The sequence below is a fragment of the Cupriavidus malaysiensis genome, assembly GCF_001854325.1.
Classification (GTDB): domain Bacteria; phylum Pseudomonadota; class Gammaproteobacteria; order Burkholderiales; family Burkholderiaceae; genus Cupriavidus; species Cupriavidus malaysiensis.
In genome coordinates, this window is the sequence record NZ_CP017754.1 from 4,095,853 (window position 1) to 4,121,053 (window position 25,201).

Annotated in this window: 21 protein-coding genes; 3 read left to right on the forward strand and 18 right to left on the reverse strand. The window is 68.2% G+C overall.

Annotation, left to right across the window (positions count from 1 at the left end; genetic code table 11):
- Nucleotides 1-375: 375 nt before the first annotated feature.
- From ftsZ to coq7, 16 genes are all read right to left on the reverse strand, one after another.
- Nucleotides 376-1,563 (reverse strand): cell division protein FtsZ, encoded by a 1,188-nt coding sequence (ftsZ, locus tag BKK80_RS18560; RefSeq protein ID WP_071015585.1) that lies wholly within the window; start codon nucleotides 1,561-1,563, stop codon nucleotides 376-378.
- A gap of 136 nt (nucleotides 1,564-1,699) precedes the next feature.
- Entirely contained in the window at nucleotides 1,700-2,932 is a 1,233-nt protein-coding gene (ftsA, locus tag BKK80_RS18565) for a cell division protein FtsA (RefSeq protein ID WP_071015587.1), read from the reverse strand.
- Nucleotides 2,929-3,816: a cell division protein FtsQ/DivIB gene (locus tag BKK80_RS18570; RefSeq protein ID WP_071015588.1), complete on the reverse strand. Its 888-nt coding sequence runs from the start codon at nucleotides 3,814-3,816 to the stop codon at nucleotides 2,929-2,931. The genes ftsA and BKK80_RS18570 overlap by 4 nt, the downstream gene beginning before the upstream one ends.
- A gap of 132 nt (nucleotides 3,817-3,948) precedes the next feature.
- Nucleotides 3,949-4,932 carry a D-alanine--D-alanine ligase gene (locus BKK80_RS18575; protein WP_071070432.1) on the reverse strand — a complete coding sequence of 328 codons (984 nt, stop codon included), beginning with the start codon at nucleotides 4,930-4,932 and terminating at the stop codon, nucleotides 3,949-3,951.
- On the reverse strand, nucleotides 4,929-6,350 hold the full coding sequence (gene murC / locus BKK80_RS18580; protein ID WP_071015592.1) for a UDP-N-acetylmuramate--L-alanine ligase: 1,422 nt from the start codon (nucleotides 6,348-6,350) through the stop codon (nucleotides 4,929-4,931). Before murC ends, BKK80_RS18575 begins: the two co-directional genes overlap by 4 nt.
- Nucleotides 6,351-6,362: 12 nt before the next feature.
- Entirely contained in the window at nucleotides 6,363-7,433 is a 1,071-nt protein-coding gene (gene murG / locus BKK80_RS18585) for an undecaprenyldiphospho-muramoylpentapeptide beta-N-acetylglucosaminyltransferase (RefSeq protein WP_071015594.1), read from the reverse strand.
- A gap of 222 nt (nucleotides 7,434-7,655) precedes the next feature.
- Nucleotides 7,656-8,897 (reverse strand): putative lipid II flippase FtsW, encoded by a 1,242-nt coding sequence (gene ftsW, locus BKK80_RS18590; RefSeq protein WP_071015596.1) that lies wholly within the window; start codon nucleotides 8,895-8,897, stop codon nucleotides 7,656-7,658.
- Nucleotides 8,894-10,402 carry a UDP-N-acetylmuramoyl-L-alanine--D-glutamate ligase gene (gene murD, locus BKK80_RS18595; protein ID WP_071070433.1) on the reverse strand — a complete coding sequence of 503 codons (1,509 nt, stop codon included), beginning with the start codon at nucleotides 10,400-10,402 and terminating at the stop codon, nucleotides 8,894-8,896. Before murD ends, ftsW begins: the two co-directional genes overlap by 4 nt.
- Nucleotides 10,403-10,459: 57 nt before the next feature.
- A complete protein-coding gene (gene mraY, locus BKK80_RS18600; RefSeq protein WP_071015599.1) occupies nucleotides 10,460-11,629 on the reverse strand; it encodes a phospho-N-acetylmuramoyl-pentapeptide-transferase in 1,170 nt (389 codons plus the stop codon).
- A 45-nt stretch (nucleotides 11,630-11,674) separates the two neighbouring features.
- The gene (locus tag BKK80_RS18605; protein WP_236903694.1) at nucleotides 11,675-13,102 is read right to left on the reverse strand and encodes a UDP-N-acetylmuramoyl-tripeptide--D-alanyl-D-alanine ligase; all 1,428 of its coding nucleotides are present in this window, start codon (nucleotides 13,100-13,102) and stop codon (nucleotides 11,675-11,677) included.
- A complete protein-coding gene (locus BKK80_RS18610) occupies nucleotides 13,099-14,652 on the reverse strand; it encodes a UDP-N-acetylmuramoyl-L-alanyl-D-glutamate--2,6-diaminopimelate ligase (RefSeq protein WP_071015601.1) in 1,554 nt (517 codons plus the stop codon). The genes BKK80_RS18605 and BKK80_RS18610 overlap by 4 nt, the downstream gene beginning before the upstream one ends.
- On the reverse strand, nucleotides 14,649-16,469 hold the full coding sequence (locus BKK80_RS18615; protein ID WP_071015602.1) for a peptidoglycan D,D-transpeptidase FtsI family protein: 1,821 nt from the start codon (nucleotides 16,467-16,469) through the stop codon (nucleotides 14,649-14,651). The genes BKK80_RS18610 and BKK80_RS18615 overlap by 4 nt, the downstream gene beginning before the upstream one ends.
- Entirely contained in the window at nucleotides 16,466-16,789 is a 324-nt protein-coding gene (gene ftsL / locus BKK80_RS18620; RefSeq protein ID WP_071015604.1) for a cell division protein FtsL, read from the reverse strand. The genes BKK80_RS18615 and ftsL overlap by 4 nt, the downstream gene beginning before the upstream one ends.
- Nucleotides 16,786-17,769, reverse strand: coding sequence for a 16S rRNA (cytosine(1402)-N(4))-methyltransferase RsmH (gene rsmH / locus BKK80_RS18625; RefSeq protein ID WP_071015606.1), 984 nt, complete (start codon nucleotides 17,767-17,769; stop codon nucleotides 16,786-16,788). Before rsmH ends, ftsL begins: the two co-directional genes overlap by 4 nt.
- 7 nt (nucleotides 17,770-17,776) lie before the next feature.
- A complete protein-coding gene (gene mraZ / locus BKK80_RS18630) occupies nucleotides 17,777-18,205 on the reverse strand; it encodes a division/cell wall cluster transcriptional repressor MraZ (protein ID WP_071015608.1) in 429 nt (142 codons plus the stop codon).
- Nucleotides 18,206-18,633: 428 nt separating this feature from the next.
- Nucleotides 18,634-19,257 carry a 2-polyprenyl-3-methyl-6-methoxy-1,4-benzoquinone monooxygenase gene (gene coq7, locus BKK80_RS18635; protein ID WP_071015610.1) on the reverse strand — a complete coding sequence of 208 codons (624 nt, stop codon included), beginning with the start codon at nucleotides 19,255-19,257 and terminating at the stop codon, nucleotides 18,634-18,636.
- Between the two features lie 337 nt (nucleotides 19,258-19,594).
- On the opposite strand from coq7, the gene BKK80_RS18640 reads away from it, so the two are divergent.
- The 3 genes from BKK80_RS18640 to BKK80_RS18650 all read left to right on the forward strand — a co-directional run bounded on the left by BKK80_RS18640 (nucleotide 19,595) and on the right by BKK80_RS18650 (nucleotide 22,479).
- A complete protein-coding gene (locus BKK80_RS18640) occupies nucleotides 19,595-20,719 on the forward strand; it encodes a porin (protein WP_071070436.1) in 1,125 nt (374 codons plus the stop codon).
- 165 nt (nucleotides 20,720-20,884) lie between these two features.
- Nucleotides 20,885-21,886 carry a Bug family tripartite tricarboxylate transporter substrate binding protein gene (locus BKK80_RS18645; protein ID WP_071070438.1) on the forward strand — a complete coding sequence of 334 codons (1,002 nt, stop codon included), beginning with the start codon at nucleotides 20,885-20,887 and terminating at the stop codon, nucleotides 21,884-21,886.
- Between the two features lie 89 nt (nucleotides 21,887-21,975).
- Entirely contained in the window at nucleotides 21,976-22,479 is a 504-nt protein-coding gene (locus tag BKK80_RS18650; protein ID WP_071037863.1) for a MarR family winged helix-turn-helix transcriptional regulator, read from the forward strand.
- Between the two features lie 54 nt (nucleotides 22,480-22,533).
- On the opposite strand, the gene BKK80_RS18655 is transcribed toward BKK80_RS18650, so the two are convergent.
- Both BKK80_RS18655 and BKK80_RS18660 read right to left on the reverse strand, forming a co-directional pair.
- Nucleotides 22,534-24,216 carry a long-chain fatty acid--CoA ligase gene (locus BKK80_RS18655; RefSeq protein WP_071015615.1) on the reverse strand — a complete coding sequence of 561 codons (1,683 nt, stop codon included), beginning with the start codon at nucleotides 24,214-24,216 and terminating at the stop codon, nucleotides 22,534-22,536.
- A 254-nt stretch (nucleotides 24,217-24,470) separates the two neighbouring features.
- A complete protein-coding gene (locus BKK80_RS18660) occupies nucleotides 24,471-25,103 on the reverse strand; it encodes a TetR/AcrR family transcriptional regulator (RefSeq protein WP_418235868.1) in 633 nt (210 codons plus the stop codon).
- Between the last annotated feature and the right edge of the window lie 98 nt (nucleotides 25,104-25,201).

A 25,201-nucleotide genomic window follows, 5' to 3' on the forward strand; every position in this document is an offset into this window, starting at 1 on the left:
CATCATAGTAGGTCGCTGCTGGCCGCGCTCAAAGCAGCAAGGACGGCATCCCACCTGCGGCGCGGAGCGCATACGCAGGCAATGTGCAGGTCCGGAATGCGCCGCGCGCCGCACCTCTCGGTGCGGCGCGCGGACAGCGGCCCATCCCGGCCAGGAAGGCGGGAAACCGGATCCGGGGAGGCGGCCGTGGCACGCCTGTCCCGGCGACGGGATGGCTCAGGAGGCAGGCTTCAGCACAAGCGGGTGCCGCCGCGCTGGCGAGGCGGGCCAGTACGATCCGGGCCAGGCACGGGCGAGGGAGCGCCTGCGTGCATCGCCGCATCGGATCGCTGGCCAGCCGGCCGGCTGGCGAGCATGCCGCCCTGCCGGGCCGGCTCAGTCAGCCTGCTTGCGCAGGAAGGCCGGGATGTCGTAGGTGTCGACGCCCTTTTCCTGCAGCGCCGCCACGTGAGCCGACGCCGACTCGCGCGAGCTGCGCCACACCGCCGGCGTGTCGAGGCCGCTGTAGTCGGGCGTCTGCGTCACGGTCGGGGCGATGCTGGCCATCATCTGCACCGGCATGTTGTCGGTACCGGTCTTCAGCAGCGTCATCGGCTGCTGCTTCTTCGCCGAGCGGCCCAGGCCGGTCGCCACCACGGTCACGCGCAGTGCGTCGCCCATGGAGTCGTCGTACACCGTGCCGAAGATCACCGTGGCATCTTCCGCCGCGTAGCTGCGGATGGTGTTCATGACTTCCTTGGTCTCCGACAGCTTCAGCGAATGGCTGGCGGTGATGTTGACCAGCACGCCGCGCGCGCCCGACAGGTCCACGCCTTCCAGCAGCGGGCTGGCGACGGCCTGCTCGGCGGCCAGGCGGGCGCGGTCCACGCCGGACACGGTGGCCGTGCCCATCATGGCCTTGCCCTGCTCGCCCATGACCGTCTTGACGTCCTCGAAGTCGACGTTGACCAGGCCATCGACATTGATGATCTCGGCAATGCCGGCCACGGCGTTGTGCAGCACGTCGTCGGCGCACTGGAAGCACTTGTCCATCTCGGCGTCGTCGCCCATCACTTCGAACAGCTTCTCGTTGAGCACGACGATCAGCGAGTCAACGCAGGCCTCGAGCTCGCCCGAGCCGGCTTCGGCGACCTTGGCGCGGCGGGCACCTTCGAACTCGAACGGCTTGCTGACGACACCCACGGTCAGGATGCCCATTTCCTTCGCCACCTGCGCCACGATCGGTGCGGCGCCGGTACCGGTGCCGCCGCCCATGCCGGCAGTGATGAAGACCATGTGCGCGCCGCGCAGGGCATCGGCGATCTGATCGCGCGCCTGCTCGGCGCAGTTGCGGCCGACCTCAGGCTTGGCGCCGGCGCCGAGACCGCTGTTGCCGAGCTGCAGCACGCGCTCCGCCGACGAGCGCTTGAGCGCCTGGGCATCGGTATTCATGCAGATGAACTCCACACCCTGCACGCCGCGGTTGATCATGTGCTGCACGGCGTTGCCGCCCGCGCCGCCCACGCCAACCACCTTGATGATGGTGCCGTCCTGCATTTCCGTTTCGATCATGTCAAAGTCCATCACTGCCTCCAAGAAGAATCAGTCCCCAAACGCTGCGGCCTCCCCGCCGCAGCCCTTGGTTCCTGAACAAGAAACCAAAGATTGAAAAGAAAACTTCTACCTTGCGAACCTGTTGCGTACTGCCGGCCGCGGCAACTCAGAAGTTGCCGACGAACCATTCCTTCATGCGGCCCCATACCTGCTTGACCGAGCCGCTCTGCACGGCGACCTTGCGCCCGCGCATGCGCTGCACGCGCCCTTCGAGCAACAGACCCATCACCGTCGAGTAGCGCGGGCTCTTGACCACCTCGTGCAGGTTGCCGCGATACTCGGGCACACCGACACGCACCGGCTTGAGGAAGATGTCCTCGCCCAGCTCGACCATGCCCGGCATCATCGCCGTGCCACCGGTGATCACCACGCCCGACGACAGCAGTTCTTCATAGCCGGACTCGCGCACCACCTGGTGCACCAGGGAATACAGTTCCTCGATGCGCGGCTCGATCACCGCCGCCAGCGCCTGGCGCGACAGCGTGCGCGTGCCGCGGTCGCCGACGCCCGGCACCTCGATCATGTCGTCCGGATCGGCGATCGCCTGCTTGGCGATGCCGTACTGCATCTTGATGTCCTCGGCATCCGGCGTCGGCGTACGCAGCGCCATCGCGATGTCGTTGGTGATCTGGTCGCCGGCGATGGGAATCACCGCGGTGTGGCGGATCGCCCCTTCGCTGAAGATGGCGATATCGGTGGTGCCGCCGCCGATGTCGACCAGCACCACGCCCAGTTCCTTCTCGTCCTCGGTCAGCACCGCCAGGCTGGAAGCCAGCGGCTGCAGGATCAGGTCGTGCACTTCCAGGCCGCAGCGGCGTACGCACTTGACGATGTTCTGCGCCGCACTGACCGCGCCGGTGACGATGTGCACCTTCACTTCCAGGCGGATGCCGCTCATGCCGATCGGCTCGCGCACATCCTCCTGGCCATCGATGATGAATTCCTGGGTCAGGATGTGCAGGATCTGCTGGTCGGTCGGGATGTTGACCGCCTTGGCCGTCTCGATCACCCGGGCCACGTCCGTCTGCGTGACTTCCTTGTCCTTGATCGCCACCATGCCGCTCGAGTTGAAGCTGCGGATATGGCTGCCGGCGATGCCGGTGAAGACCTCGGAGATCTTGCAGTCGGCCATCAGTTCGGCCTCTTCCAGCGCCCGCTGGATCGACTGCACGGTGGCCTCGATGTTGACCACGACCCCCTTCTTCAGCCCCTTGGACTCGGCCTGGCCCATCCCGATCACTTCGTAGCTGCCGTCGGGGCGCAGTTCCGCGACCACCGCCGCCACCTTCGAGGTGCCGATGTCGAGACCGACCAGGAGGTCCTTGTATTCCTTGCTCATCGCGATTTCTCCGCGTTCTTGCTCTTCAGTCGCGTCGTATTGTTGGGGTTGCTGCTATTGGTAGTGCCCGCCTTCGCCGGCGATGCCTTGGCCTTCGCCGCGGCCGCCACCTGGGCATCGGTCAGGAAGCGGATATTGGCGGCACGGATGGCAAAACCGTTGGGATAGCGCAGGTCGGCGTACTCGACCTGCTTGCCCCACTGCCTGGTGACCTCCGGCCACGCCGCCACGAAACGCTTGACGCGCTGCTCCATGGCGGCGCGATCCTCTTCGTTCTGCTCGCGCCCCAGCTCCACCACCATGCCGTTGGAGAGCTTGGCGCGCCAGGCATAGCGGGCGGACAGCGACACCGCGAGCGGCTCTGCCTGCAGCGGCTTGAACCACTCGCGCATGGTCTCCAGCTTCTCGACCACGTCTTCCTCGCTGTCGGTCGGGCCTTCCAGCGCCAGCAGCTGGGCATCCTCCTCTGCCTCGGCCGTGTTGGCCACGAAGACTTCGCCGTAGGTATTGATCAGCCTGCCGCTGTCGGCGCCGCCCCAGGTACCGAGCGCCTCGTGCTCCTCGACCTCGACCGCCAGGCCGTTGGGCCATTCGCGGCGCACGCTGGCGCGGCGCACCCAGGGCACCGACTCGAACACCTGGCGCGCCGCGTTCAGGTCCAGCGTGAAGAAGTTTCCGTTCAGCTTGCCCAGGGCGTTGGTGCGCACGCTGGGCGCGTTGACGTGGCGCAGCACCGCGCCGTCCAGACCGCTCACGTCGACATGGGTGATGGCGAACACCGGCCGCTGGGCCAGCCACAGCAGGCCGGCCGCGAGCGCCATCAGCGCCACCAGCACATAGAGCGTGGAAGCGATCAGGTTGAGCAGGCGTGCGTTGTGCCACATGTCAGGTGTCGGTCAGATTCGGTCAGGTGTTGGTCGGCTGTCGTTGCTCGGTCCGTTTGCGTCGCGCGGCTTCGGTTCCAGTCATATCGGCTTCGTCTGCGCGCCGCCGTCCGCCGGCCGGCGCCCCCTGCCCTACTCGGGCTTCCAGTGTTCGTTCGGTTGCAGGTCCAGCGTCGCCGCGGCCAGCACCTGCATGACGAAGTCCTCGTAGCTGATGCCCGCGGCACGCGCCGCCATCGGCACCAGCGAATGGCCGGTCATGCCCGGCGAGGTGTTCATCTCCAGCAGGAAGGGCTTGCCGTCGGCGCGCAGCATCACGTCGGCACGCGCCCAGCCGCGGCAACCCAGCACGCGGTAGGCATTGACCGCCAGGTCCTGCACTTCGCGCTCGAGCGCCTCCGGCAGGCCCGACGGGCACAGGTATTGGGTATCGTCAGTAAAGTACTTATTTTGATAGTCGTAGTTGGCGCCGGGCGCGACGATGCGGATGACCGGCAGCGCCGCGGCGTCATCGCCCTCCCCTACCAGCGGGCAGGTCAGCTCCGCGCCATCGATGAAGGTCTCGGCGATGACATCGCGGTCGAGCGCCGCCGCCTTCTCGTAGGCCTCGCGCATCTGCGCCGCGTCGGTCACCTTGGTCAGGCCGATCGACGAACCCTCGCGCGCCGGCTTGACGATCAGCGGGAGCCCCAGCTCGGCCACCACGGCGGTGAAGTCGGAGCCGGCCCGCAGCATGGCGAAGCGCGGCGTCGGCAGGCCGTGGGTCATCCACAGCCGCTTGGTGGCCTGCTTGTCCATCGACAAGGCCGAGGCCAGCACGCCGCTGCCCGTATAGGGAATGCCGAGCTGCTCGAGCAGGCCCTGCATGGTGCCGTCCTCGCCGTAACGGCCGTGCAGCGCGATGAAGACGCGGTCGAATCCCGCCGCGGCCAGCTCGGCCACGCCCTGCACGGCCGGATCGAAGGCATGGGCATCCACGCCGCGCGACTGCAACGCCGCCAGCACGCCGCGGCCGGACATCAGCGATACCTCGCGTTCGGCCGAGCGGCCGCCGAACAGCACGCCGACCTTGCCAAGGGAGCGGGGATCGATCTGGGGATGGGCGACGAAGCTCATGCCTGGCCTCCTGCCGGCTGCTGGCGCGATACCACCTGGCCCGGCACGGCGCCGATCGAACCGGCGCCCATGGTGATCACGACATCGCCGGGACGCGCCGCGCCCAGGATGGCGGCCGGCATCTCCTCGATGTGCTCGACGAAGACTGGCTCGACCTTGGCTGCCACGCGCAGCGCGCGGGTCAGGGCGCGCCCGTCGGCCGCCACCACGGGGGCCTCGCCGGCCGCGTAGACTTCGGCCAGCAGCAGCGCGTCGACGCTGCCCAGCACCTTGACGAAGTCCTCGAAGCAGTCGCGCGTGCGCGTATAGCGGTGGGGCTGGAAGGCCAGCACCAGGCGGCGGCCCGGGAAGGCACCGCGTGCCGCCGCCAGGGTCGCCGCCATCTCGACCGGATGGTGGCCGTAGTCGTCGACCAGCGTGAAGGTGCCGGTGCCGTCGGCCGTGGCCACTTCTCCGTAGCGCTGGAAGCGCCGGCCCACGCCGTGGAACTCGCGCAGCGCCTTCACGATGGCGGCGTCAGGCACCTCCAGCTCGGTGGCGATGGCGATCGCGGCCAGCGCGTTCTGCACGTTGTGCAGGCCCGGCAGGTTCAGCACCACCTCGAGCGGTGGCTCGGCATGGCCGTTGAGCTGGCGCAGCACGGTGAAGTGCATCTGCCCGTCGACCGCGCGCGCGTCGACCGCCCGCACCTGCGCATCCTCGGCGAAGCCGTAGCGCACGATGGGCTTGGAGACGAAGGGCAGGATCTCGCGCACATTGGGATCGTCCACGCACAGCACGGCGATGCCATAGAAGGGCAGCCGTTGCGTGAACTCGATGAAAGCCTGCTTCAGGCGCGCGAAGTCATGGCCGTAGGTGGCCATGTGATCGGCATCGATATTGGTGATGACTTCCATCACCGGGAACAGGTTCAGGAAGGAAGCATCGGACTCGTCGGCCTCGGCGACGATGAAGTCGCCGGTGCCCAGGCGCGCGTTGGCGCCGGCCGAATTCAGACGGCCGCCGATGACGAAGGTGGGATCGAGGCCGCCCTCGGCCAGCACCGAGGCGACCAGGCTGGTGGTGGTGGTCTTGCCGTGCGTGCCGGCGATGGCCACGCCCTGCTTCAGGCGCATCAGCTCGGCCAGCATGACGGCGCGCGGCACCACCGGGATGCGGCGCGCGCGCGCGGCGATCACTTCCGGATTGTCGTCGCCCACGGCGGTGGAGATCACCACCGCATTGACGCCGTCGACATTGGCCGCATCATGGCCGTGCATCACCTTGGCGCCGAGCGAACTCAGGCGCTGCGTGGCAGCGTTGCTGCCCATGTCGGAACCGGAGACCTTGTAGCCCAGGTTCAGCAGGACCTCGGCGATGCCGCTCATGCCGGCGCCGCCGATGCCCACGAAGTGAATGTTCTTGACGATATGCTTCATGAATCCATTGCTTCAATGCCTGGCCATGCCGGCGCAGACCTCGGCCACGCGCCGGGTCGCATCCGGCTTGGCCAGGCCGCGCGCCAGGCGCGCCATGTCTTTCAGTTGCGGCCGCTGCAGGCCGGCGAGCGTGCGCGCCAGCCCCTCGGGGTTCAGGTCTTGCTGCTGGACCAGCAGGGCCGCGCCCTGCCGCGAGAGGAATTCCGCGTTGGTGGTCTGGTGGTCGTCCACGGCATGCGGGAACGGTACGAACAGCGCCGCCACGCCCGCCGCCGCGACTTCCGATACGGTCATTGCGCCCGAGCGGCAGATCACCAGGTCTGCCTCGTCGTAGGCTCGTGCCATGTCGTCGATGAAGGGCACGGTCTCGGCCTCGACGCCTGCCGCCGCGTAATTCGCGCGCAGGGTGTCGATCTGCTTGACGCCGGCCTGGTGCGTCACGCGCGGCCGCTCGGCCGCCGGCAGCAGCGCCAGCGCCTTGGGCACCACCTCGTTGAGGGCGGCCGCGCCCAGGCTGCCGCCCACCACCAGCACGCGCAGCGGACCGGTGCGCTGCGCATAGCGCGCCTCGGGTGCCGGCAGGCCGGCCACCTCCGCGCGTACCGGATTGCCGGTCCACTCGGCCCCGGGCAGTGCCCCGGGGAAAGCGCACAGCACACGGTCCGCCACCTTGGCCAGCACCTTGTTGGCCAGGCCGGCAATCGAATTCTGCTCGTGCAGCACCAGCGGCCGGCCGATCAGCGCCGCCATCATGCCCGCGGGGAAGGTGATATAGCCGCCCATGCCCAGCACCACGTCCGGGCGTACCCGGCGCAGCGCACCCAGGCTCTGCCAGAAGGCGCGCAGCAGGTTCAGCGGCAGCAGCAGCTTGGTCACCAGGCCCTTGCCACGCAGGCCGCCGAACTGCACGAACTCCATCGGGATATCGTGCTTCGGCACCAGCGTCGCCTCCATGCCGGTACGGTTGCCCAGCCAGACCACGCGCCAGCCCTGCTCGCGCAGCGTGCGTGCGACCGCCAGCCCGGGGAAGACGTGCCCCCCGGTGCCGCCGGCCATGACCAGGAGGGTGCGCTGCGCGCTCATACCTTCCCTCCGCGCATCGCAACGAGGTTTTGGTTACGGCCGCTGCGCTTAACTTCCTGCTCACGCAGGAAGTTAGCCTCCACCGAAACCGTGTATTGCTGCGCTCCGGTCATACCTTCCCTCCGCGCATCGCAACGAGGTTTTGGCTACGGCCGCTGCGCTTAACTTCCTGCTCACGCAGGAAGTTAGCCTCCACCGAAACCGTGTATTGCCGCGCTCCGGTCATACCTTCCCTCCGCGCATCAATACACGGTTTTCATAATCAATGCGCAGCAGGATCGCGAGCGCCACGCAGTTCATCAGGATGCCCGAGCCGCCGTAGCTGACCAGCGGCAGCGTCAAGCCCTTGGTCGGCAGCAGGCCGAGGTTCACGCCCATATTGATGAAGGTCTGCCAGCCGACCCACACGCCGATGCCCTTGGCCACCAGGCCGGCAAAGGTGCGGTCGAGCTGCAGCGCGGTGCGGCCGATGCCGAAGGCGCGCCGCACCAGCCAGTAGAACAGCACGATCACCACCAGCACGCCGATGAAACCGAATTCCTCGCCGATGACGGCGAGGATGAAGTCGGTGTGGGCTTCGGGCAGGTAGTGCAGCTTCTCGATGCTGCCGCCCAGTCCGACGCCGGCCCATTCGCCGCGCCCGAAGGCGATCAGCGAGTGGGTGAGCTGGTAGGCCTTGCCCAGCGCGTTGCTCTCTTCCCATGGGTTCAGGTAGGCAAAGATCCGCTCGCGCCGCCAGGGCGATGCCGTGATCAGCAGCGCGAAGGCGCCGATCGCCACGCCGACCAGGCCGGCGAACAGCTTGCCGTTGATCCCGCCCAGGAAAAGGATGGCCATCGCCACCGCGGCCACCACGAGGAAGGCCCCCATGTCCGGCTCCAGCAGCAGCAGCATGCCCACCACGACCACCGCCACTCCCATCGGCAGGAAGCCCTTGGCGACGGTCTGCATCCACTCCTGTTTGCGCACGGTGTAGTTGGCCGCGTACAGCACCACCGCCAGTTTCATCAGCTCGGAGGGCTGGAAGTTCATTACGCCCAGCGGAATCCAGCGGCGCGCGCCGTTGACGCCCTTGCCGACGTGGGGGATCAGCACCACCACCAGCAGCAGCAGGGCGAGGATGAAGAGCTTGGGCGCGTAGCGGTCCCACACCTTGACCGGGATCTGGAAGGCGACGAGGCCGCACGACAGGCCGATGAACAGCGCGAAGGCGTGGCGGAGCAGGAAGTGGCCCTCGCCGTAGTTGGCATAGCGCGGCGCATCGGGCAGCGCGATCGAGGCCGAGTAGACCATCACCAGGCCGAAGGCGAGCAGCACGATCGACACCCACAGCAGGGGCTGATCGTATTCCATCATGCGCGAGCGCGTCGGCTTGACGCCGGATACCGCGTCACGCAGGCCACCCCAGGCATTGCCGATGGTGGCGCCGATGAAGCCGCTGCGCTTGACCTGCGAATCGCTCATGGCATGATCCCCCGGGACAGGGCGAGTTCCTCCACCGCGGCGCGGAACACCTCGGCGCGGTGCACGTAGTTGCGGAACATGTCGAGGCTGGCACAGGCGGGCGACAGCAGCACGGCGTCGCCCGGCTGGGCCAGGCGCGCGGCCAGCGTGACCGCCTCTTCCAGCGTGCCGGCGTCGACCAGCTGCGCGCCGCTCTGCTCCAGCGCCGCGCGCAATTCACCGGCGGCGCGCCCGATCAGCACCACCGCACGCGCGTACTGCGCGACCGGCGCCGCCAGCGGCGAGAAATCCTGCCCCTTGCCCTCGCCGCCCGCGATCAGCACCACGCGCTTGTCCAGCCCGGACAAGGCGGCCACGGTGGCGCCGACATTGGTGCCCTTGCTGTCGTCGAAGTACTCGACTTCGTCCAGCGTCATCATGTGCTCGACGCGATGCGGTTCGCCCTGGTACTCGCGCAGCCCGTGCAGCAGGGCATTGAGCGGCAGGCCGATGGCGCGGCACAGTGCCAGCGCGGCCATCGCATTGGTGGCATTGTGCAGGCCGCGGATCTGCAGCGCGTCCACGGGCATCAGGCGCTTGTGGCGAACCGGCAGCGCCTCCTCCGGCGCGCCCGCGGCGGACTTGCGGCGACGCGGCCTGGACTCCTCGGCCTCGCTGTCGGCCTCCGCCAGCACCAGCCAGGGCATGCCGCCCTCGCGCAGGATGCCGTAGCTGCCGGCCGTCTCGGGCAGGTCGGTGCCGAAGCTGACCGGCACCGAGCCGGGCCGTGCCATCGCCATGGTCACGCGGTCATTGCGGTTCAGCACCTGCACGCAACGGCCCGAGGTGCCGAAGATGCGGGCCTTGGCGGCGGCATAGGCCTCCATGCTGCCGTGCCAGTCGAGGTGGTCCTGCGTCACGTTGAGCACGGTGGCCGCGTGCGGCGCCAGCGTGTGGGTGGTCTCGAGCTGGAAGCTGGAGAGTTCCAGCACCCAGACTTCGGGCAGCGCCCCGGCGGCGATGCAGGCGGCCAGCTTGTCGAGCGCGGAAGGACTGATATTGCCGGCCACGGCCACGCTCTTGCCGGCGCGCTCGGCCAGACGGCCGGTCAGCGCGGTGGTGGTGGTCTTGCCGTTGGTGCCGGTGATGGCGATCACGCTCGGGGTATAGCCGGTGTCGGCCTGCAACTGCACCAGGGCGCGGGCGAACAGCTCGATCTCGCCCCACACCGGGATGCCGCGCGCGCGCGCCGCCGCCAGCAGGGCGGCCGTACCGGCCTCGTTCGGCGACAGGCCGGGGCTGATCGCCACCAGGCCGATGCCGTCGAGCAGCGTCTCGCCGAAAGCGCCGCCGACGAACTCCGCGCCGGTCAGCTCGGCTTGCAGGAAGACAAGGTTGGCGGGCGCCTCGCGCGTGTCGGCCACGCGCACGGCGCAGCCGTGGCGGCCGCACCAGCGCGCCATCGCCAGGCCCGATTCGCCCAGGCCCAGTACCAGCACATGAGGTTGTTGCAACTCGCCGAACACTTTGTTTCCCTGCCTTCGTTCCTGTTGATTACCTGAATTTCCGTCCCGCTGCGCCGCTCAGCGCAGCTTCAGCGAGGACAGGCCGATCAGCACCAGCAGCATGGTGATGATCCAGAAGCGCACGACGACCTGCGTCTCCTTCCAGCCGCTCAGCTCGAAGTGGTGATGCAGCGGCGCCATGCGGAACAAGCGCCGTCCTTCGCCGTAGCGCCGCTTGGTGATCTTGAACCAGGTCACCTGCAGCATCACCGACAGCGTTTCCACCACGAAGATGCCGCCCATCACGAACAGCACGATTTCCTGGCGCACGATCACCGCCACCGTGCCGAGCGCGCCGCCCAGCGCCAGCGCGCCCACGTCGCCCATGAAGACCTGGGCCGGATGGGCGTTGAACCAGAGGAAGGCCAGCCCCGCGCCTGCCATCGCCGAACAGAAGATCAGCAGTTCGCCGGCGCCGGGGATGTGCGGGAACAACAGGTACTTGCTGTACACCGCGCTGCCCATCACGTAGGCGAACACACCCAGCGCGCCGCCGACCAGCACCACCGGCATGATGACCAGCCCGTCGAGGCCGTCGGTCAGGTTGACCGCGTTGCTCGAGCCGACGATCACCAGGTAGGTCAGCACGATGAAGCCGGCCACGCCCAGCGGGTAGCTCACCTCCTTGAAGAAGGGCACGATCAGGTTGGACTTGTACGGCATGTCCAGCGACATCCCACCCTCGACCCAGCCGAGGAACAGGTGCCAGACCTTCACGTTGCTGCTTTCCGAGACCGAGAAGGCCAGGTAGACCGCCGCCACCAGGCCGATCAGAGTCTGCCAGAAGAACTTCTCGCGGCTCGACATGCCACGCGGATCGCGATAGACCACCTTGCGGTAGTCATCGACCCAGCCGATCGCGCCATAGCCCAGCGTGACCAGCATCACTACCCAGATGAAGCGGTTGCCCCAGTCGCACCACAGCAGCGTGGAGATGGCGATCGACAGCAGCACCAGCACGCCGCCCATGGTGGGCGTGCCGGCCTTGACCAGGTGGGTCTGCGGGCCGATCGTGCGCACCGCCTGGCCGATCTTCAGGTCGGTCAGCTTGCGGATCACCCACGGGCCGAGCGCGAGCCCGATCACCAGCGCGGTGAGGTTGGCCATCACCGCGCGGAAGGTCAGATAGTTGAAGACCCGCAGGAAGCCGTAGTCGTCTTGCAGCCACTGGGCCAGAGCCAATAACATCGTGTTTCCGTATTCCTTTCGCCAGCCGCCGGTGGATCCGGCGTCTCACTGTGCGATGGGGGATCCGACCAGCGCATCCACCATCCGTTCCATGCGCATGAAGCGCGATCCTTTCACCAGCACCGCGGCTGCCCGCGTCACCACCCCTTCCTCATCCGCCGCCAGCGCCTGCAGCAGGTCTTCCGCGCGGGCGAAATGGCGTCCACCCGGCCCGAAGGCCTGCACCGCATGGGTCGCCAGTTCGCCCGTCGCCCACAGCGCGCCGATGCCGCGCTCACGCGCAAAGGCGCCGACCTCCGCGTGGAACGGCACGCCCTGGTCGCCGACCTCGCCCATGTCCCCCAGCACCAGCAGGCGCGGGGTGGCGAAGCCGGCCAGCACGTCGATCGCCGCCCGCACCGAGTCCGGATTGGCGTTGTAGCTGTCGTCGATCACCAGTTCGCCGCGCCGGCCATGCTTGACCTGCAGGCGTCCCTTGACCGCGCTGAAGCCGGCCAGGCCACGCTGGATCGCCGCCACTTCAACGCCGGCGGCCAGCGCGCACGCGATCGCGCCAAGCGCGTTGCGGGCGTTGTGCGCGCCGAGCAGCGGCAGGCGCACCTCGAATGCGCCGGCCGGCGAGCGTACCTGCAGGCATTGCACGCCGTCCTCGAGCCGGATCTCCGCGCCGACGTCGGCGCCGGTCGCCAGGCCGAAGCTCAGCACGCGGCGCGCGCCGGCAGCTTCGCGCCAGATCGGCGCATGCGTGCTGCCGCCTTCCGCGTCGTGCGGGATCACGGCGACACCGTCGGCCGGCAGCGCGGCGATGGCTGCGGCATGCTCGCGCGCCACCGCCTCGACGCTGACCATGAATTCCTGGTGCTCGCGCTGGGCGTTGGTGATCACCGCCACCGTGGCCTGGGCGATGCCGGCCAGGTAGACCGTCTCGCCCGGATGGTTCATGCCCAGTTCGAGCACGGCCAGCCGGTGCTGCGCACGCAGGCGCAGCACGGTCAGCGGCAGGCCGATATCGTTGTTCAGGTTGCCGCCGGTAGCCAGGCGCTGCTCGGCGCCGACCGCGGCGGCGAAGATCGCCGCGATCATCTCCTTGACCGTGGTCTTGCCGTTGCTGCCGGTCACCGCCACGGTCGGCAGGTGGAAGCGGCGGCGCCAGCCCGCGGCGAGCGCACCCAGCGCCAGCCGCGTGTCGGGCGCCACGATGGCCGGCACGTCCAGGCCGGGCTCGCGCGCGACCAGCACCGCGGCCACGCCGCGCGCCACCACCTCGGGCAGGAAATCGTGCGCATCGAAACGCTCGCCCTTGAGTGCGACGAAGAGGTCGCCGGGCGCCGCGGTGCGGCTGTCGGTATGGACGCGGGTAAAGGCGCGCGCGGCATCGCCGCGCACGCTGGCGCCGTCGATCCAGGCAGTGGCCTGGGCCAGCGAGCACATCGCTTCGCTGGGTTCGGTACGTTCGGTGTTCATGCTGCTCATGCCGAGACTCCGCGCGCGCCCAGGGTCAGGCGCACATGCTCGCGGTCGGAGAAAGGCCGCTTGCGGCCATTCACTTCCTGGGTGGCCTCATGGCCCTTGCCGGCCACCAGCACCACGTCGGCGGCGCCGGCATGGCGGATGGCGTGGAGGATGGCGGCGGCGCGGTCCTCGATCAGGCGCGCGCGCGCGCGCTCCCGCATGCCGTCGGCAATGGCCTCCAGGATGTCCTGCGGGTCTTCGCTGCGCGGGTTGTCGCTGGTGAGGACCACTTCGTCGGCCAGCCGTTCGGCCACGGCGCCCATCAGCGGACGCTTGATCGGATCGCGGTCGCCACCGCAGCCGAACACGCACCAGAGCCGTCCACCGCGTGCCTGCGCCACCGGCCGCAGCGCGGCCAGCGTCTGCTCCAGCGCGTCCGGCGTATGTGCGTAGTCGACCACGGCGAGCGGCCCGTCGTGGCCGCCGAACAGCTCCATGCGCCCCTCGACCGGGGTCAGCCCGCGCAGCGCCGCGAGCGCGGCGTCCCAGGGCACGCCGTTGGCGAGCGCGGCACCCAGCACGGCCAGCAGGTTGCTGACATTGAAGGCGCCGATCATCGACGTCACCACCTCGGCGCTGCCGAAGCTGCCGTCGATGTGGAAACTGGTGCCGCCGGTGGTGGCCTGCACGGCGCTGGCGCGCAGCCATTGGCCGCGCGGGCCGGCAAGGCTGGCGCCGGCCGGGCCGTCGATGCCGTACTCGATCACCTGCGGGGCCGACAGCTTGGCGCCGCCGCCGGCCAGCAGGCGGCGCCCCATGGCGTCGTCGCGGTTGACCACTGCGGTGCGCAGGCCGGGCCACTGGAACAGCAGCGCCTTCGCCGCCTCGTACTCGGCCATGGTGCCGTGGTAGTCGAGATGGTCCTGGGTCAGGTTGGTCAACACCGCCACATCGAAGCAGGTCCCGGCCACGCGCCCCTGCTCGAGGCCGTGCGACGACACTTCCATGGCGACGGCGCGCGCACCGGCTGTGCGCAGCTCGGCCAGGCTGGCCTGCAGTTGCACCGCATCGGGCGTGGTGAAGCCGGTCATCTTCAGGGCACCGGGGAAACCGGTGCCGAGCGTGCCGATTGCCGCGCAGGGGGTGCCGGCCGCCTGCAGCAGCCGGGCCAGCCACTGGCTGCACGAGGTCTTGCCATTGGTGCCGGTGATGCCGGTCACCGCCAGCGGCTGCGCCAGGTTGCCGTACCAGCCGGCGGCAACCGGGCCGGCCAGGCGGTGCAGGCCGTCGACGCCGAGATGGGCGACCGCCTGACCGTGCTGCCAGGCGAAGCCGTCGGCCTCGTAGATCACCGCCGAGGCGCCGGCGGCAATGGCCTGGGCGATATGCGGCCGGCCGTCGGTGGACAGGCGCTGGTTGCCGAGCACGTAGGCGAAGAACACATCGCCCGGCGCCAGGCGGCGCGTGTCGCCGGTCAACCTGGCCGTGGCGGGCGCATGTGCGCGCAGCCAGGCCAGCGCGTTGTCGGCCTCGGCCGCCAGTTCGATGGGAAGCATGGCCTTGCCGCTCATTGGGATCCGCTCCAGGGTTCGCTTTCCTGCACCCCGTCGGTCACCACCAGCTGGCGGATCGGCGAGTCCGGCTGCACGTTCAGCGCGCGCAGCGCGCCGCTGGTCAGCGCGGCGAAGACCGGGCCGGCGACGGCGCCGCCGTAGTGGCTGCCGGCGGACGGCTCGTCCACGCTGACCGCAACGATCACGCGCGGGTTGGACATCGGCGCCAGGCCGGCGAAGGATGCGCGGTACTTGCTGCGGTCATAGCCGCGACCGACGTGCTTGTAGGCCGTGCCGGTCTTGCCGCCGACGCGGTAGCCCATCACCTGCGCCTGCGGCGCGGTGCCGCCCGGCGCCGTCACGGTTTCCAGCATGGCGCGCACCTGGCGCGCCACCTCCGGCGACAGCACGCGCTCGCCGCCCACCGGACCGCTGGTGCGGAAGATCGACAGCGGGATCAGCTCGCCGTCATGGGCAAAGATGGTGTAGGCATGGGCCATCTGCAACAGGGAGACCGACAGGCCGTAGCCGTAGGACATGGTCGCCTGCTCGATCGGGCGCCAGCTCTTCCACGGCCGCACGCGCCCGGCCACCGCGCCGGGGAAGCCGATCTTGGGCGCCTGGCCGAGGCCGACGCTGGTGAACATGTCCCACATCTCCTGCGGCTTGAGCTGCATCGCGATCTTCATCGTGCCGATGTTGCTCGACTTCTGGATCACGCCGGCCACGGTCAGGGCGCCGTAGTTATGGGTGTCGGAGATGGTCGCGCCTTCGTAGGTGAACTTGCCGCTGGTCTGGATCACGGTCGACGGCGTCACGCGGCCGAGCTGCAGGGCCAGGCCGACGGTGATCGGCTTCATCATCGAGCCCGGCTCGAAGGTGTCGGTCAACACGCGGTTGCGCAACTGTTCGCCCGACAGGCGGGTGCGGTCGTTCGGGTTATAGGTAGGCCAGTTGGCCAGCGCCAGGATCTCGCCGGTCTGCGCGTCGAGCACCACGGCGCTGGCGGCCTTGGCCTTGTTGCGCTCGACCACCGCCTTGACCTCGTTGAAGGCCAGGTACTGGATCTTGGCGTCGATGGAGAGCTGCAGGTCGGCGCCGTCGCGCGGCGTCTTCAGGACGCCGACGTCCTCGACCACCCGGCCGAGCCGGTCCTTGATCACCTGGCGCGCGCCGGGCTTGCCCGCCAGCACGGACTCCTGCGACAGCTCGACGCCCTCCTGCCCCTTGTCCTCGACATTGGTGAAGCCGACCACGTGGGCCATCGCCTCGCCCTCGGGATAGAAGCGCTTGTACTCGCGCATCTGGTGGATGCCGTCGATCTTCAGTTCGGCGATCTTGTCCGCCACGTCGGGCTCCACCTGGCGCTTCAGGTAGACGAAGCTCTTGTCCTCGGACAGCTTCTTGCTCAATTCCTTCTCGGACATGCCGAGCAGCTTGGCCAGGCGCTGGATCTTGTCCAGCTCGACCTGCTCCGGCACGTCCTCCGGCACCGCCCAGATGGCCCGCACCGGCAGGCTGGTGGCCAGCACCAGGCCGTTGCGGTCGAGGATCTTGCCGCGCGTGGCCGGCAGCTCGAGCGTGCGCTGGAAACGCTTCTTGCCTTGCGCCTCGTAGAACTGGTTGCCAGGCCCCTGGATCCACAGCGCGCGCGCGGCCAGCGCCACGAAGGCGGCAAACATCAGGAACACGACGAACTTGGAACGCCACATCGGCAGCCTCAGGCCGAGCACCGGACTGGCCGAGAACTGGCCGCTGCGCGGACGCGCGCGGCCGTTGGCACCGTCGGCGCGCGCACGCGCGCCGACGCCCTGGCCGGAACGGGCGATGGTCATGGCCGGCCCTCCGCGCTGCTGGCCGGCGCCGCCGCAACGCCGCTGGCGGGCGCCAGCACGATGCCGGACAGGTACTGGGTACGCCCGGGGGTGACCGGGGACATCTGCAGCTGGCTGCGCGCCGCATCGGCAATGCGCGCGCTCTTGCTGAGCGCGCTCTGCTGGTATTGCAGGCGCGACCAGTCGACGTCGAGCTGCTTCTCCTCGCTCTGCGCCCGCTCGAGTGCAACGAACAGCGTGCGAGCCTGGTGCTGCGCGCCGACCAGGGACAGCGCGCACAGCATCAGGGCCACGAGCAGGAAGAAGGCCAGGCGGTTCACGCGCGCACTCCCGCCGGCGGCAGTTTCTCCGCCACGCGCATCACCGCCGAGCGCGCGCGCGGGTTGTCCGCGACCTCGGCCTCGCTGGGCTTGTAGCGGCCGAGCAGCTTGAGCGTGGGCTGGGGCAGGTCGGCGGCGCGCAGCGGCGCGCGCCGCAGGGCCGGATCGGCGTCCTGCTGGGGGCGGGCGTGCGCCTGCATGAACCGCTTGACGATGCGATCCTCCAGCGAGTGAAAGCTGATCACCACCAGGCGCCCTCCGACCTCCAGCAACTCGTACGCCGCGCTCAGGCCTCTTTCGAGGTCCGCAAGCTCTTGATTGACGTGAATCCGTAGAGCTTGAAAGGTGCGGGTCGCAGGGTCCTGACCCTTCTCGCGAGTCTTGACGGCTTTCGCCACGAGCGCGGCAAGGTCGGATGTAGTGGCAATGGGTCCGCCATCGCCGGGTTCGCTCCGGCGAGCAACAATCGCCTTTGCAATCTGTACAGCAAACCGTTCTTCCCCATAGTCCCGTATCACCCTCGCGATGTCTTTCTCATCCGCCTGCGCCAGCCACTCGGCGGCGGTGATGCCGCGCGTGGTGTCCATGCGCATGTCCAGCGGCCCCTCGAAACGAAAGGAGAATCCCCGTGACGCCTCGTCGATCTGCGGCGAGCTGATGCCGAGGTCGAGCAGCACGCCCGCCACCGGTGCGCGGCCGGACAGGCACGCGCCCATCTCCGCGAAGCTCGCATGCTCAATGGAGAAGCGGGCATCCTGGATGGTGCCCGCTTCTGCGATTGCTGCCGGATCCTTGTCGAAGGCGACCAGGGCGCCGGCTGGTCCGAGCCGGGCCAGCACGGCCCGGCTATGCCCCCCGCGCCCGAAGGTACCGTCCACATAGACGCCATCCGAGCGCCAGAGCAAAGCCTCGACGGCTTCGTCCAGCATCACGGTGCGATGGCGCAGGGCGGTGGTTCCCGGCGTTGCGGTTGGGCTCATGACCTAATCAGAAAGAGAAATTCTTCAATGCTTCCGGCATGCCCTGCGCCATCGCCTGCTGTTCCTTGGCGGCGTATGTCGCGGCATCCCAGACTTCGAAGTGGCTGCCCATGCCGAGCAGCATCACTTCCTTGTCGAGCATGGCGGCACTGCGCAGTTCCGGTGCGATCAGCACGCGGCCTGCGCCGTCCATGTCCACGTCGGCGGCGTTGCCCAGAAAGATGCGCTTCCACCAGTGCGCATCCATCGGCAGCGCCGCAATCCGGCTACGGAAGGTTTCCCATTCGGGACGAGGAAAGAGCAGCAGGCAGCCATCCGGGTGCTTGGTCAGCGTCACCCGGCCCTCGGCCTGTTGTTGCAGCGCCTCGCGATGCCTCGCCGGAATCGACATCCGGCCCTTGGCATCCAGCGACAGCGCCGAAGCTCCCTGAAACAATTTCGCCCCCGAATGTTACCGGCGCCCTTTTCGCCGGCTACCGCCCAAGCTCTCCGGGTTCAGCTTGCAGGAAATGATCCCACAAACCCCTCGATCCCTCACACAAAAATACACTTCCTCACACTATTTCCCACTTTAGAGGAAGCGTTTTGGCGGGTCAAGGCTCGCCGTGCCGCAGCAAACACGGATTTTCTGAATCAGAACAATGACTTAGCGCGCACACTTCACGCACCTTGATGGTGAATTCCTAATGAAATGAAGGTCTTAGGGAGGAATGCGGAGAAACCACCTGAGAACTGCCGAGGGAGAAACTGCGGCTGGCCGGCGGAATCCGGGTCCGCGGGCCGATTGGAAGGATACAACGTTTTGCAATTCACCCCGGCGGGCGTCCTGGCCGGCACGCCCGCAGGGACACCGGCCGGGCGCCGTCAGAGACGGTAGGCGGCCGTGGTCATCACGCGCGAGGCCAGGCGCATGACGGCCCGCACGGGGTCGGGCAGCGGCATGCCGCCCGCCTCCCTGGCGGCGTCGCCATGGCGCACCTCGTCGTCGCGCATCTGTTCGAGGATGGCCCGCGAGCGCGAGTCGGCCGCGGGCAGGCGCTCGAGGTGGCCGCTCAGGTGCTGCTCGACCTGGCGCTCGGTCTCGGCGACGAAGCCGAGGCTGACCCGGTCGCCGGCACGGCCGGCCGCCCAGCCGATGGCGAAGGCGCCCGCATACCAGAGCGGATTCAGCAGGCTGGGCCGCGAACCGAGCTCGCGCAGGCGATCGGCGCACCAGGCGAGGTGGTCTTCCTCTTCGCGCGCCGCGGTATCCATCTGCGTGCGCACCGCCGGCGTGCGCGCGGTCAGCTTCTGCGCCTGGTAGAGGGCCTGGGCGCAGACCTCGCCGACATGGTTGATGCGCATCAGGCCGGCCACATGGCGGCGCTCGTCCTCGGACAGGGCCGCGTCGTCCGGCGCCAGGGTATCAGCGGGGTTCGGGCGCGCGGCCCGCGTCACGCCGGCGATCGCTCGCAGCGCGACGTCGAATTCTCGAATCAGGGTGTCCATTGTCGTTGTGCTTGCCGCGGGACCGCCCCACCAGCGTGGGGGATCCAGGCCGTCGTGAGGGCCCGGTCATTCCTCGGGATTACCCGTATTGTAGCGCGTCGCCAGCGCGCGCCGCCTGGCGCGCAGCCCGCACCGGGCCGAGCCCTGCCCCGCCCGGTGCTCCAAAACCCTGAGTTGTGAAAAGCAGACAAGGGAGGGGAGCCTCTACTGGTGAATCAGGGGTTGTTTGTTACATTACTTGGCAACTTCTTACGAAGTTTGTCGTGCCGGCGAGTGGAGAGGAAACAGGAGGTCTCGCCGTATGACACCAATAATTCTTAAATGGAGATCATCGAGCATGAAGAAATCGCTTATCGCGGCAGCGGCGCTGTGCGCATGTGCCGGTGCGGCTCAAGCGCAATCCAGCGTGACCCTGTACGGCGTGGTGGATGCGCCGATCGAGTACGTCAGCAACATGCCGAAGGCCGGCGGCGGCTCGGCGAACCTGTTCCGCATGGCCAGCGGCGGCGGCCTGTCCGGTTCGCGTTGGGGCCTGCGCGGCACGGAAGACCTGGGCGGCGGCAACCAGGCACTGTTCGTGCTGGAAAGCGGTTTCGGCATTGACAACGGCGCCAGCCAGCAGGGCAACCGCCTGTTTGGTCGCCAAGCTTTCGTCGGCCTGAACAACAACCAGTTCGGCAAGATCACCCTGGGCCGCCAGTACACCACGATCTTCGACGTGCTCGCCAACTTCTCGCCGACCGGCTACGCCACGATGTGGGAACCGGTGGTGCAGCAACTGGGCCTGAACTTCCGCTCGGACAACACCGCCAAGTACACCGGCACCTTCGGTCCGGTCACGGCCGAGGGCCACTGGTCGTTCGGCAATGGCGCGCTGGGCGCCGGCGAAGCGCCGGGCCAGTTCCGCCGTGACAGCGGCTACGGTCTCGGTGCCTCCTACATCGCCGGCCCGCTCGGCGTCGGCGTGGCCTACGACCAGTACAACCCGTCACTCAACGGCGCCGGCGGCGCCACTGGCACGATCCGCAAGGCAGCCGTGGCCGCCAGCTACTCCTTCGGCAGCGCCATCAAGGTCATGGCCGGCTACCGCTGGGGCCAGGCCCAGGCACCCGCTGGTCTGGCATCGGCCCTCTCGCAGTACCGCGACGACTACTACTGGGCTGGTATCAACTACCAGGCAACCGCCGCGCTGGGCCTGACGCTGGGCTACTCTTACGACAACTTCAAGAGCATGGCCACCAGTGCCACCACCTCGGTCAATCCGCCCAATCCCTGGCAAGTGCAGCTGGTCGCGGACTACAACCTGTCCAAGCGCACCGACGTCTACGTGATGGGCGCCTATGCCAAGAACGCCGGCCTGGGCCTGGACAACCTGTCGATCAACTTCGCCAACGGCTATACACCCGCCACGGGCAAGGACAGCATGGTCGGCGTCGCCGTCGGCCTGCGCCACAAGTTCTAACAAGAACCATCGCTTCATCCTGCAAGGCACCTTCGGGTGCCTTTTTTCATGGCGCGGCCGGCAAGGCCACCTAGGGCATCACCGCATCCGCGCCGTGCGCCGGGCTGCCTACAATGCTGTGCATCCACAACCCGGTCCGAAGAGACCGATTCCGGAGACAGACCTATGCGCAGCAGTCGCAGAACCATCCTGGCGGTGATGCTCGGCGCCGTCGCCAGCCTCGCCGGGGTGTCGGGCCCGGCGGCGGCCGACGCCTATCCGAGCAAGCCGATCCGGCTGGTGGTGCCCTTCCCGGCGGGCGGGACCACCGACATCCTGGCGCGCGCGGTGGCGGCCGAGTTGTCCAAGCTGCCAGGCTGGAACGTCGTGGTCGACAACCGCCCCGGCGCGGGCGGCAATATCGGCGCCGACCTGGTGGCCAAGGCACCGCCCGACGGCTACACGCTGCTGATGGGCACCGTCGGCACGCACGGCATCAACCAGTCGCTCTACGGCAAGCTGCCCTTCGACCCGGTCAAGGATTTCGCGCCGATCACCGAGGTGGCCGCCGTACCCAATGTGCTGGTCGTGAACCCGGCTTTCGCGCAGCAGAACCAGATCAACACGGTCAACGACCTGATCGCCTACGCGCGCGCCCATCCCGGCAAGCTGAATATGGCCTCGAGCGGCAACGGTACCTCGATTCACCTGGCCGGCGAGTTGTTCAAGACGCAGACCCATACCTATATGGTGCACTTCCCCTACAAGGGCAGCGGACCGGCGCTGACCGACCTGGCCGGGGGCACCATGCAGCTGATGTTCGATAACCTGCCCTCCTCGATCGCCTTGATCAAGGCGGGCAAGCTCAAGGCGCTGGCGGTGACCAGCGCCAAGCCCTCGGCCGCGCTCCCGGGCGTGGGCACGATCGCGGAGCTGGCCAAGCTGCCGAACTACGAAGCCAGTTCCTGGTTCGGCCTGCTGGCACCGGCAGGCACGCCTCATGAGGTCGTGGTGCGCATCCAGCAGGAGGTGGCCAGGTCGCTGGCCACGCCGGCGATGCGCGACAAGCTGCAGGCCCAGGGCGCCGATCCGGTCGGCAACACGCCCGAGCAGTTCGCCGCCTTCATCCGCGCCGAGCTGGCCAAGTGGTCCAAGGTGGTGAAGGACTCCGGCGCGAAGGTGGATTGACGCGCCTGCGCCGTCGGCGCATATATACTTGAGGCATCAAATAAGCACGCGGCCGCCTGGCGGCCGGCGGTGCCCTCTTGCCGTACAAGATGCCCAATCCTCCCGATATCGAGGCAAGCGCCGAACCGGCGCTGGACCTCGAAACCCGTGCCGACGACAGTGGCCATGAGGCGCTGCGCCTGTGGCTGCGCCTGCTGACCTGCACCAACCTGCTGGAAGGGGATATCCGCTCCCGCCTGCGCCAGGAGTTCGCCTGCACGCTGCCGCGCTTCGACCTGATGGCCCAGCTGGACCGCCACCCCGAAGGCTTGAAAATGGGAGAGCTGTCGCGCCGCCTGATGGTGACCGGCGGCAACGTGACCGGCATCACGGACCAGTTGCAGCAGGAGGGACTGGTCTCGCGCGAAGCGCTGCCCAGCGACCGCCGTGCCTACCTGATCCGGCTGACCCCGGCCGGCCGCACGGCATTCTCGGGCATGGCGCGGGCCCACGAACAGTGGGTCGAGGAATTGTTCGGCGGGCTGGGCGAATCCGACCGCCGCGCGCTGTTCAAGCTGCTCGGCCGCCTGAAGGCCAGCCTGGCCGCGCCCTGACCCGAGGCCGCGGCTGCAGGCGGCGCCGGCGCGATGCCGGCGCCGACGTACCGGTCAGGCCGCCTGGCGGTTGTCGCGCAACTCGCGGCGCAGGATCTTGCCCACATTGGTCTTGGGCAGCTCGCTGCGGAACTCGACATACTTCGGCCGCTTGTAGCCGGTCAGGCGTTCCTTGCAGAAGGCGATCACGTCCGCTTCGGTCAGCGCCGGATCCTTCTTCACCACGAACAGCTTGACCACCTCGCCGGAGTGCTGGTCCGGCACGCCGACCGCTGCCACTTCCAGCACCCCCGGGCATTCCGCCACCACGCCCTCGACCTCGTTCGGATAGACGTTGAAGCCCGACACCAGGATCATGTCCTTCTTGCGGTCGACGATCTTGGTGTAGCCGCGCTCGTCCATCACGCCGATGTCGCCGGTCTTGAAGAAGCCGTCCGGCGTCATGACCTTGGCGGTCTCGTCCGGACGGTTCCAGTAGCCGGCCATCACCTGCGGCCCGCGGATGCAGATCTCGCCGGGCTGGCCCAGCGGCAGGTCGCGGCCGTCGTCGTCGCGGATGGCGATATCGGTGGAAGGCAGCGGCAGGCCGATGGTGCCGGAGAAGGCATCGGTGTCGGTCGGGTTGCAGGTGGCCGAGGGCGACGTCTCCGACAGGCCGTAGCCCTCGATGATCGGGCAGCCGGTCTTGGCCAGCCATTGCTTGGCGACCGCCTCCTGCACCGCCATGCCGCCGCCGTTGGCGACGCGCAGGTTGGAGAAGTCGACCTTGCCGATGTCCGGGCTGTTGAGCAGCGCGTTGTACAGCGTGTTGACCGCCGGGAACATGTGGAAGCGGTACTTCTGCAGTTCCTTGACGAAGCCCGGGATGTCGCGCGGATTCGGGATCAGCACGCTCATGCCGCCGCTGCGCATGCCCAGCAGGCAGCAGACCGTCAGCGCGAAGATGTGGTAGAGCGGCAGCGCGGTGATGGTGATCACCTGGTCGATCTGGCCGCCCTTGTTCAGCGCCGGCTGCATCCAGGCCTCCGACTGCAGCACATTGGAAACGATGTTCCGGTGCAGCAGCGTCGCTCCCTTCGACACGCCGGTGGTCCCCCCCGTGTATTGCAGGAAGGCGACATCGTCCGGGCCGGTCGAGACCGGCTTGCGCTGCATGCGGCTGCCTTCGCGCAGCACGTCGTTGAAGCGGACGCAGTTGGGCAGCTCCCAGGCCGGCACCATCTTCTTGACGTTGCGCACGACGAAATTGACGATGGCGCCCTTGAGGCCGCCGAGCAGGTCGCCCATGCTGGCCACGACGACATGCTTGACCGGCGTGCTGGCCAGCACCTGCTGCAGCGTGGTGGCGAAATTCTCCAGGATGACGATGGCCTCGGCGCCGCTGTCCTTGAGCTGGTGCTCCAGCTCGCGCGGGGTGTACAGCGGATTGACGTTGACCACGACGAAACCTGCGCGCAGCACCGCGGCGAGCACCACGGGGTACTGCAGCACGTTCGGCATCATGATGGCGACGCGCGCGCCGGCGCGCAGGCCGCGCGCCTGCAGCCAGGCGGCGAACTGCGCCGACATCCGGTCCAGTTCGCCATAGGTGATGGCCTTGTCCATGCAGACGAAAGCCTTGCGGTCCGCATAGGCGCGGAAAGACTCTTCCAGCAGCTCGCCGAGCGAGCGGAACTGGCTGGCATCGATCTCGGCGGGCACGCCCGCCGGGTACTGCTTCAGCCAAAACCTTTCCATAGCCACCGTCTCCTGATTTCTGGATTTCTGAATGATCGTTCGATTTTCGGCATGCTAAACGCGCCGCCGGGCTTTAGACAACCAATTAGATGAAGTCCTCTGGAAACGAGGCCCAGCATAGCGTGATTCCCGTGCCATGGGACGCACACTGACTGGGGAATACCCTGATGCGCGCTTGCAATCGGAAGAGGGCCAGCCGTCTTCGCGAAGGCTCCCAGGAAAATCGCAGCCTCATCCGGCCCGCGGCACGCGCCTCAGTCGCCGGCCGGCAATACCAGCTTCATCATATTGGTGGCCAGCTCGCGCGCCAGCGCCTCGCCGTCGAGGCGGTCCGGATCGTGCCAGGTGTACATGAAGCCGACCACGCTGCCGATGGCGTGCGCGGCCACGCGTGCATCGCCGTAGGCGAACACGCCGGCGCCCTTGCCCTCCTCCAGCAAGGCATAGAGATCCCGGTAGAAGGCGCGCGCCATCTCGCCGAGCCAGGCCACGGTGTCGGGACGCAGGTACTGGTGGTCGCGGAAGCTCAGCGTGGCCGGCACATGGCTGGCGATGCAGCGCCGCGCCATCTCCAGCAGGCAGGCCTCGAGACGCTCGCGCACGGGCAGCGCAGGATCGGCGGTTTCGCGGATCACCGGCAGGCAGGTCTGCGCCGACTCGCGGCAGAGGATGTCGAAGATCTCGTACTTGTCGGTGAAGTAGTAATAGACCGCGGGCTTGGTCACGCCCAGCGCCCGGCACAGGTCGTTCATGGTCATGCCCGGATAGCCCTTGGTGTAGAAGAGCTGGGCCGCGGTATCGAGGATCTGGCGGCGCCGCGCTTCCTGGCGCTCGGCGATGTGCGAACGGGCGGGAGTGGCTTCGGCGAGGGCGGAGGGCTGTGGCATGGACATGTCGGAATTCTCGCACGGCGGCACTCTGCCACCGCGCTGCCGCCGCTCGCCGGCAGCGCCGCGCCCGGCTCCCGCTTGACGACTGGCGGCGA

Coding starts and splice junctions, on each gene's coding strand:
- ftsZ (WP_071015585.1), bottom strand. CDS start 1,563: ATGGACTTTGACATGATCGAAACGGAAATGCAGGACGGCACCATCATC.
- ftsA (WP_071015587.1), bottom strand. CDS start 2,932: ATGAGCAAGGAATACAAGGACCTCCTGGTCGGTCTCGACATCGGCACC.
- BKK80_RS18570 (WP_071015588.1), bottom strand. CDS start 3,816: ATGTGGCACAACGCACGCCTGCTCAACCTGATCGCTTCCACGCTCTAT.
- BKK80_RS18575 (WP_071070432.1), bottom strand. CDS start 4,932: ATGAGCTTCGTCGCCCATCCCCAGATCGATCCCCGCTCCCTTGGCAAG.
- murC (WP_071015592.1), bottom strand. CDS start 6,350: ATGAAGCATATCGTCAAGAACATTCACTTCGTGGGCATCGGCGGCGCC.
- murG (WP_071015594.1), bottom strand. CDS start 7,433: ATGAGCGCGCAGCGCACCCTCCTGGTCATGGCCGGCGGCACCGGGGGG.
- ftsW (WP_071015596.1), bottom strand. CDS start 8,897: ATGAGCGATTCGCAGGTCAAGCGCAGCGGCTTCATCGGCGCCACCATC.
- mraY (WP_071015599.1), bottom strand. CDS start 11,629: ATGTTATTGGCTCTGGCCCAGTGGCTGCAAGACGACTACGGCTTCCTG.
- BKK80_RS18605 (WP_236903694.1), bottom strand. CDS start 13,102: ATGAGCAGCATGAACACCGAACGTACCGAACCCAGCGAAGCGATGTGC.
- BKK80_RS18610 (WP_071015601.1), bottom strand. CDS start 14,652: ATGAGCGGCAAGGCCATGCTTCCCATCGAACTGGCGGCCGAGGCCGAC.
- BKK80_RS18615 (WP_071015602.1), bottom strand. CDS start 16,469: ATGACCATCGCCCGTTCCGGCCAGGGCGTCGGCGCGCGTGCGCGCGCC.
- rsmH (WP_071015606.1), bottom strand. CDS start 17,769: ATGAGCCCAACCGCAACGCCGGGAACCACCGCCCTGCGCCATCGCACC.
- coq7 (WP_071015610.1), bottom strand. CDS start 19,257: ATGGACACCCTGATTCGAGAATTCGACGTCGCGCTGCGAGCGATCGCC.
- BKK80_RS18640 (WP_071070436.1), top strand. CDS start 19,595: ATGAAGAAATCGCTTATCGCGGCAGCGGCGCTGTGCGCATGTGCCGGT.
- BKK80_RS18645 (WP_071070438.1), top strand. CDS start 20,885: ATGCGCAGCAGTCGCAGAACCATCCTGGCGGTGATGCTCGGCGCCGTC.
- BKK80_RS18650 (WP_071037863.1), top strand. CDS start 21,976: ATGCCCAATCCTCCCGATATCGAGGCAAGCGCCGAACCGGCGCTGGAC.
- BKK80_RS18655 (WP_071015615.1), bottom strand. CDS start 24,216: ATGGAAAGGTTTTGGCTGAAGCAGTACCCGGCGGGCGTGCCCGCCGAG.
- BKK80_RS18660 (WP_418235868.1), bottom strand. CDS start 25,103: ATGCCACAGCCCTCCGCCCTCGCCGAAGCCACTCCCGCCCGTTCGCAC.